Origin of the sequence: Bradyrhizobium sp. BR13661 (assembly GCF_029892425.1) — a bacterium.
Lineage (GTDB): Bacteria > Pseudomonadota > Alphaproteobacteria > Rhizobiales > Xanthobacteraceae > Bradyrhizobium.
This window is the reverse complement of sequence record NZ_JARXWB010000028.1, coordinates 103,396-110,415: the sequence shown is the minus strand read 5'-3', so window position 1 is coordinate 110,415 and position 7,020 is coordinate 103,396. Positions and strand designations below refer to the sequence as shown.

Annotated in this window: 9 protein-coding genes; 3 read left to right on the top strand and 6 right to left on the bottom strand. The window is 64.6% G+C overall.

Annotated features, from left to right (window positions below; translation table 11 throughout):
• Positions 1-195: 195 nt before the first annotated feature.
• Genes M2427_RS33040 through M2427_RS33025 form a run of 4 tightly spaced genes read right to left on the bottom strand, consistent with a single transcriptional unit; the run spans position 196 to position 3,010 of the window.
• Entirely contained in the window at positions 196-549 is a 354-nt protein-coding gene (locus M2427_RS33040) for a hypothetical protein (protein WP_280710993.1), read from the bottom strand.
• A gap of 47 nt (positions 550-596) precedes the next feature.
• Positions 597-1,307 carry an ATP-binding cassette domain-containing protein gene (locus M2427_RS33035; RefSeq protein WP_280710992.1) on the bottom strand — a complete coding sequence of 237 codons (711 nt, stop codon included), beginning with the start codon at positions 1,305-1,307 and terminating at the stop codon, positions 597-599.
• A complete protein-coding gene (locus M2427_RS33030; protein WP_280710991.1) occupies positions 1,297-2,034 on the bottom strand; it encodes an ABC transporter permease subunit in 738 nt (245 codons plus the stop codon). The genes M2427_RS33035 and M2427_RS33030 overlap by 11 nt, the downstream gene beginning before the upstream one ends.
• Position 2,035: 1 nt before the next feature.
• A complete protein-coding gene (locus M2427_RS33025) occupies positions 2,036-3,010 on the bottom strand; it encodes an ABC transporter substrate-binding protein (RefSeq protein WP_280710997.1) in 975 nt (324 codons plus the stop codon).
• An 87-nt stretch (positions 3,011-3,097) separates the two neighbouring features.
• Between M2427_RS33025 and M2427_RS33020 the strand changes: the two genes are divergently transcribed.
• On the top strand, positions 3,098-3,451 hold the full coding sequence (locus M2427_RS33020) for a hypothetical protein (RefSeq protein ID WP_280710990.1): 354 nt from the start codon (positions 3,098-3,100) through the stop codon (positions 3,449-3,451).
• Positions 3,452-3,624: 173 nt separating this feature from the next.
• Here the strand turns inward: M2427_RS33020 and M2427_RS33015 are convergent, their stop codons facing one another.
• Complete coding sequence (locus tag M2427_RS33015; protein WP_280710989.1) at positions 3,625-4,443, bottom strand: quinoprotein dehydrogenase-associated SoxYZ-like carrier; 819 nt, start codon at positions 4,441-4,443, stop codon at positions 3,625-3,627.
• A 52-nt stretch (positions 4,444-4,495) separates the two neighbouring features.
• Entirely contained in the window at positions 4,496-5,422 is a 927-nt protein-coding gene (locus tag M2427_RS33010) for a quinoprotein relay system zinc metallohydrolase 2 (RefSeq protein WP_280710988.1), read from the bottom strand.
• A 170-nt stretch (positions 5,423-5,592) separates the two neighbouring features.
• Between M2427_RS33010 and M2427_RS33005 the strand changes: the two genes are divergently transcribed.
• Positions 5,593-6,426, top strand: a complete 834-nt coding sequence (locus tag M2427_RS33005) for a substrate-binding domain-containing protein (protein WP_280710996.1) — start codon at positions 5,593-5,595, stop codon at positions 6,424-6,426.
• On the top strand, positions 6,423-7,010 hold the full coding sequence (locus M2427_RS33000) for a PQQ-dependent catabolism-associated CXXCW motif protein (RefSeq protein ID WP_280710987.1): 588 nt from the start codon (positions 6,423-6,425) through the stop codon (positions 7,008-7,010). Before M2427_RS33005 ends, M2427_RS33000 begins: the two co-directional genes overlap by 4 nt.
• Positions 7,011-7,020 lie beyond the last annotated feature (10 nt).

Here is a 7,020-nt window from a genome sequence, read left to right as displayed (position 1 = left end):
GCCGTTGCTCGCAAGCTTCTCACCATCCTCAACGCCATGCTCAGGGACCAAAAACCATGGCAACCCGCTTGACAAAGAACACAGTCGCTGAGGAGCCGCGAAGCGGCGTCTCGAAGGATCGAGGCCGAGCTGTATCGGCCGGGCCTTCATGGTTCGAGACGCGCTTCGCGCTCCTCACCATGAGGGTCTGGTAACCTACTTGGTGCAGTCCTTCAGATCTTTGTCGGCGATCGAGAACACGGCGTCCGCTTTGATCTCGATGTCGCGGACCACGCATTGCCGTGAGTTGGGATAGCTGACCTTGGCGTCGTAGCGGCCGGGCTCGACCCCGGTGATGCGCAGTCGCTCGTCGTGGTCGACCTCCTTGTCCTTGTCGTTCAGGCACTGGTTCGGACCCCAGTCGGTCTTGCCTGACGGTGCGAGCTGGAAGCCGGAGATGGTCTCGCTGGTGAGATTCCAGAGCCGGATGCCCTTGCCCTTGGTCTGCGCAAGCGTCGTGCCCGGCATCGCAACCAACAGGATGCCGATCGCAATCAGCTGACGGCGCATGGTGACCTCCCTCGACAATCTCTGATGATGCAGTTGACCACGAGTGGTCATTTCGATTCAAGCGGCAACGCCGCAAGCTCCGTCCTGATCCTGGCGAGCTCGCCTTCGCTGCGCTGGCTGCGCGGAATCGAAATCGGCACCTCCTGCACGATACGCGCCGGCCGCGGCGACAGGAAGAACAGGCGGTCGCCGAGACGGATGGCATCATCGAGACTGTGGGTGACGAGCAGAGTCATCACCGGGCGGCTCGCCACCAGTGTCGCGATCTCGTCGCGCAGGCGGCCGGCGAGCGCGTCGTCGAGTGAGGCGAGGGGTTCGTCGAGCACGAGCAGATCGGGCTCGACCGCAAAGGCGCGGGCGAGAGCCACGCGGCGGGCAAGGCCCAGCGACAATTCGCCGGGGAAGTGGCTGCGATGCGCCTCCAGCTCGAGGATCTTGAACAGCTCTGACAACTTGGCGTCAGAGGCATTGGGCGCGGCGAGCCGCACGTTCTGCTCGACCGAGCGCCACGGCAGCAGCCGCGGCTCCTGGAACACCATGCCGATCCGCGCCTCGGGCGGGCGCGCGACTTGGCCGGAGAAATCGCGGTCGAGCCCGAGGATGATGCGCAACATGGTGCTCTTGCCGCAACCGGACGGGCCGATCAGCACGCCGACCTCGCCGGATTGCAGCGCGAACCTGATCGGCGCCAGCACGTCGTGCGCTCCGCCCGCAGCGCTCTCGTAGGTCTTGCCTGTGATCTCGACCTCAAGCCGCACGGGGCCGCCACCGCGTTACGCGGGCCTCGAACGGCTGCACCAGCGCGGTTTCGATGACGAGCACGACCGCGGCGAATGTCAGGGAATAGGCGAGCAGGCGCGGCGTGTCGAACAGCTGGAAGGCGACGCCGATTTCGAAGCCGACGCCGTTCGGACGCCCCAGCAGCTCGGCGACCAGCACGATCTTCCACACCAGCGACAGGCCGGAGCGGGCGGAGGCCGCGATATAGGGTGCAAGCTGCGGCAGCACGACATGGCGGAAGGCGCGCCAACGCGGCATCGCGAACACGGTCGCCATCTCGTCGAGCGAACGGTCGAGCGCGCGCGTGCCCTCGCGCAAGGTGACGACCGCGGTCGGCAGCTTGTTGATGGCGATCGCTGCGATCGCCGCGGCTTCGGTGAGCCCAGCCCAGATATAGGCGAGCACGATCACGACCAGCGCCGGCAGGTTGAGCAGCAGGATCAGCCAGGGATCGCCGAGCCGGTCGGCGAGCTTCACCCGCCCCATCAGATAACCGATGGCGCTGCCGACCGACATCGCCAGCACGAAGGCCAGCGTGACGCGGGCAAGCGTGGCGCCGAGATGCAGGAACAGCGCACCGCTCGCGGCCTCGGCGATGATGACGTCGAGCACGGCGGGCGGGGAGGGCAGCTTGGCACCGCCGACGAACAGCGCGGCAATCCACCAGATCGCAAGGAACAGGGCGAAAGAGAAAAGGCGCAGCACCTCAGTCTCCGGGGACCGCGTGATAGAACGTGCCGGGATCGAGCTCGGCCGCGGGCCCGACCAGATCACGGCCGCCGATCTCGGCCAGCACGCGATAGAGCACGCGCGCATCCGTCTCCTCGTCCGTGATGCTTCGGCGCGGAATGCCGTCGCGATAACGATCGCGGTATGTCCTGAGCATTGTGGGATCGGTCGCGCCGGTGAGCGGAGCGATCTTGTCCCAGGCCGCATCAGAGCTGACCAGCAGCTGCTTGGCCTTGCGGGTCATGGCGATGAAGCGCGCCACGGTGTCGCGATGGCCCGCAGCCCAGCCCTCGTCGAAGACATAACCCACCGCGGAGACCGCGCCCTTGGCACCTAACTTCGGCAAAATCTCCTCGATACCGGCGAGGCGCCTGAAGCCCTTGGCCTCGAGCTGGGCGCAGAAATTCCAGAAATTCAGGCTCGCATCCATCTCGCCGTCGAGCGCCTTGGCCGCGATCAGCGGCGGCGCGCCATAGACGATGGTCGCATCCGACTTGAGGTCGATGCCGTCCTGCTTCATCCGCGCCTGCAGCAGCAGCCAGCTCTTGTCGATCGGACCGCCGCCGACGGCGAGCTTGCGGCCCTTGAGATCAGCGAGCGTCTTGATCGGCGAGGCCGCAGGCACCATCACGGCGCCGAGCGCGCTGGAATAGGGATAGAAGGTGAGCCTGGCACCAAGCGCGCGCTCGCGCGACACCCACAGCCAGTCCGACAGCATGATGTCGGCATTGCCGGCGCGGAGCGCGATCTTGCCGGCCTCGGGGCTCGCAAGCTCTGTCACCTCCAGCGACAGATTGGCCTCCTTGTCGAGCCCGGCCTCGCGGATCGTCGCCAGTTCCCAGGAAAACGTCCCGGTCTTCTGCACCGCCAGGCGGATGACATCAGCGGCATGGGCCGCCGCGCCCAGCGCCAGCATCATCACGAGCACTATTGTTCTTGCCAATACTCTCATCACCTTGTGAGCCATTTCCTCGGACAGAGTGCTTTTCAGGACAATAGGCATAGCATAGCTTCCATCGCAACCAGCGGGAGGACGCACATGAGGTTTGCGGGACGATCGATTGTCGCTGCTCTGGTCGTGCTCGCGGCGACCGCCTGTGCAGCCCGCGCCGAGGAGGCCAATGACTATCCGACGTCAGCGCGCGCGGAATATGTCTACGGCTGCATGAAAGCCAATGGCGAGACACGGCAGGCGATCGAGCAATGCTCGTGCTCGATTGACGTCGTCGCCTCCATCGTCCCCTACGAGCGTTATGTGACCGCCGAGACCGCGCTCAGCATGTCCCAGGTCCGCGGCAATCTCGGCACCCAGTTCCGGACCTCGGAGCAGGCAAATTCGGCGATGAATGATCTCAGGCGGGCGCAGGCCGAGGCCGAGGTGAGGTGTTTCTAGTTCTTTCTTCCCTTCTCCCCTTGCGGGAGAAGGTGGCGCGAAGCGCCGGATGAGGGGTATCTATCCGAGCATTCAAGCGTGAGAGGCGTTCGCGGAGACATACCCCTCACCCGTCTCGCCGCCACGCGGCGATCCACCCTCTCCCGCAAGGGGAGAGGGGAAGAAAGCACCTCTCACGTCCCCGGCTTCTCCACGTCCCACTCATTGCGGAACACGTGCCCGTCCGTGTCCTTGGCTTCCGCGCGAAAACGCTTGGCACCGTTGGAGACGTAGGTGAAGCGCAGGTTGGGATCTTCCGAGATCGAGATACCGCCTTCCATCGACAGCACGGGGCTGCCGTCCTGCGTCAGCGTCAGCTGGTTGATGAAGAAGGCGGGAATATAGAGCTGCGTGACCTGATCCATCTGCAGGCCGGAATTGTTGGGATGGCCAATCATGATCTGGGTTTCGCGGATGCGGCTTGCCGGCGCGTCCTCGCGTGCGAATTGCCGGTAACGCATCTGGCCGAGGTGGTTCTTGGCTTCCTCGGCATTCTTGCCGGCCGGGGCCGAGCAACCGCCTGAGGCCTTCACGTAAACCTTGGAGACGTAGAGCTGACCGTCGCTGAGCTCGGCGACCGCATGCACATCGGTGTAATTATTGACGCGCACGCGCGTGGAGATCTCGCTGACATTGGCATCCGGCCCGAGATCGAATTTGGCGGCCATCGGCGCCGGGTTGCGATCGATCACCAGCGTGATCGAGCGGATGCGGCGGCTGTCTGCGGGCGACAGCTTGCTGCGCAGGGTCACCGGCACGATCGCGGCGTCCTCGGCGCGATAGGGCATCTCGATGGCGATGACATCAGCGCCGTCGTTCATGGGACGGTTGCTGAAGATGTCCTGCACCAGGCCAGGCCAGGGATCGTAGGCCTCTTCGGCGCTCGCAGGCAGCGCGAAGGCGATGCCGGCGAGCGCGGCGATCAAAGTCAGGCGGCGTGTGCATCCCATCATGGTCAAGGTCCTATACGGACGACGCAGTTGTTCGACGAGGGTAGCGCGCCCGCTACTCCCATTCAATTTCAGAAAATGCTGCGGTTGCGTTGCGGGCGTTATAGTCTTCGAACAGTTCCCAAAGGGGCCGCTCGGTCGCGGCGGCCTTGTCGGCCGCGCTCCGGATCGGCTCGCCCTTCTTGTTCGACGCACGGACATCCGACAGCAGCGTCGAGAGATAACGCCGTTCATCGGCCAAAGCGGCAGGCCAATCGCTCACGGGGCCGTGACCGGGAACGACGCGGACTGCCGGAACGGCCTCCAGCTCTTTCAACAGGGCGAGCCAGCCGCGAATGCTGCCGTCCATCACCGGAACGTGGCGCAGAAACACCAGATCGCCCGCAAACAGCGTCTTGGTCGTCTCGTCGAACACAGTCAGATCATTGTCACTATGCGCGGCCGGCCAGGCCCGCAAGGTTATCAGGCGCGATCCCAGATCGAGCGTCATCGTGTCCTTCACGAGCAGGGTGGGCGGCACGATCTTCACGGGATCGATCAGCTCCCCGCCCATGATGCGGCGGAAATTGTCCAGATAATACGGCCCGCGCGTCGCCAGCGCCTGCGGCAGCTTGCTGTGTCCGACGAAGCTGGTTCCTTCAGCCACAAAGGCGGCATTGCCGAAGACATGGTCGGGGTGGCCATGGGTGTTGATGATATAGCGGATCGGCTTGCTGGTGCTGGCCCGCACGGCCGCGAGCAGTTCCTCGCCTTCGCGCCGGCTGCCACCGGTGTCGATCACGGCCACCGCATCCCCGCCGACGATGAAACCGACATTGGCGATATCGCCCTCGTTCTCGCGGCTCATCAGGGCGATGGTCCCGGAGTGCACGAAGATTCCGGGGGCGACTTCGCTCACAGGCAATTCGGCCGCCCCGGCGCGTGCTAGCGTCGCTGCTGCCAGCAGGGACAGGGCTGCGATCTTTGATGCGAGATGCGACACTTTTCCGCCTCGGTTCAGGATTGGCCGCATTGCACTGCAGCAAAAAAGCCAACACCAAGTTTGGCAAACAGGATGCGTTCATGCGTTGCATGGATAGCATTCGAATGAAATGAGGAGGAAGCGCGATGGAGGCCGGACGACATCGTCGCTGGTTGTTCTTGCTGTGCGTGATGGCGGCGTCGTGTGCGATCGGCAAATTCGCCCGCGCGCAGACGAGTGATGGTGGCGATCTCTCGTTCGAGCTGGTCGATCCAAAAGTGCTGCGGGTCTGCGCCGATCCGCGCAACATGCCGTTCTCCAACGAGAAGGGCGAGGGCATCGAGAACAAGCTCGCCGAGCTGTTCGCGGACAAGCTGCAGAAGAAGCTCGACTACGTCTACTTCCCGCAGGCGACGGGTTTCGTGCGCATGACGCTCGGTGCGCATCGCTGCGACGTCATCATGGGCTTCCCGCAGGGCGACGACGTCGTGCAGGGCACCAATCCCTATTACCGCACGACCTATGCGCTGGTCGCCAAGTCAGGCAGTGGGCTCGAGGATGTCGATACGCTCGAGGATCCAAAGCTGAAGGGCAAGCATGTCGGTATCATCGCCGGCACGCCGCCGGCGACCAACATGGCGATCGCCGGGCTGATGAGCGATGCCAAGCCCTATCCGCTGATGATCGACACGCGCTACGACAATTCGGCGCAGGCGATGATCGACGATCTCATCTCGGGGAAAATCGATGCCGGCGTGTTGTGGGGCCCGATGGCCGGCTATTACGCCAAGAAGGCCGGCGCGATGCATGTGACGCCGCTGGTGAAGGAAACCACCGGCCCAAAACTGGTCTATCGCATCGGCATGGGCGTGCGCGCCGCCGACCAGAGCTGGAAGCGGCAGCTCAACAAGCTGATCCAGGAGAACCAGGGCGAGATCAACAAGATCCTGCTGGATTTTGGCGTGCCTCTGCTCGATGAAAACGATCGGCCGCTCGGCGTGGAGGCGGCCAAGAAGGCGCCATGAGATGGCCGCTTGCCGCTGCGCTCGTCGCCGCCGTGCTGGCGGTGCCGGCGTCGGCGCAGCAGGACTCGGCGCAGCAAGATTTGCCACGGCAGCAGGAGCCGTTCGAGCCGGAGGGCTATCGCACCGACAATTACCGCGCGCCGGTGCCGGCGACGCTGGAAGGCGCACGCGTGCTGACGACGGCGGAGGCCGAGGCCATCTGGCGGGCGAAGAGCGGCGCTTTCATTGACGTGCTGCCGCGCGCGCCGAAGCCGAAGAACCTTCCCGCAGGCACGGTGTGGCGCGATGCGCCGCGGAGAAACATTCCGGGCAGTATCTGGCTGCCGGACACAGGCTACGGCGCGCTGCCGGCCGCAATGGATGATTATTTCCAGCGCGGCCTTGCGCAAGCGTCGCACGGCGACAAGGCCGCGCTATTGGTGCTCTATTGCCTCGCCGATTGTTGGATGTCCTGGAACGCCGCCAAGCGCGCGCTGGCGTATGGCTACGCCAACGTCGCCTGGTATCCTGATGGCACCGACGGCTGGGAGCGCGCGAAGTTGCCAACGGAGGACGCGCAGCCGGAGCCGCGGCCCGAGCAGTGAGGCAAGACGT

Bases quoted from the DNA above. Each gene is read 5' to 3' on its own strand.
- M2427_RS33040 (WP_280710993.1), bottom strand. From the start codon at position 549: ATGCGCCGTCAGCTGATTGCGATCGGCATCCTGTTGGTTGCGATGCCG.
- M2427_RS33025 (WP_280710997.1), bottom strand. From the start codon at position 3,010: ATGAGAGTATTGGCAAGAACAATAGTGCTCGTGATGATGCTGGCGCTG.
- M2427_RS33020 (WP_280710990.1), top strand. From the start codon at position 3,098: ATGAGGTTTGCGGGACGATCGATTGTCGCTGCTCTGGTCGTGCTCGCG.
- M2427_RS33015 (WP_280710989.1), bottom strand. From the start codon at position 4,443: ATGATGGGATGCACACGCCGCCTGACTTTGATCGCCGCGCTCGCCGGC.
- M2427_RS33005 (WP_280710996.1), top strand. From the start codon at position 5,593: ATGGCGGCGTCGTGTGCGATCGGCAAATTCGCCCGCGCGCAGACGAGT.
- M2427_RS33000 (WP_280710987.1), top strand. From the start codon at position 6,423: ATGAGATGGCCGCTTGCCGCTGCGCTCGTCGCCGCCGTGCTGGCGGTG.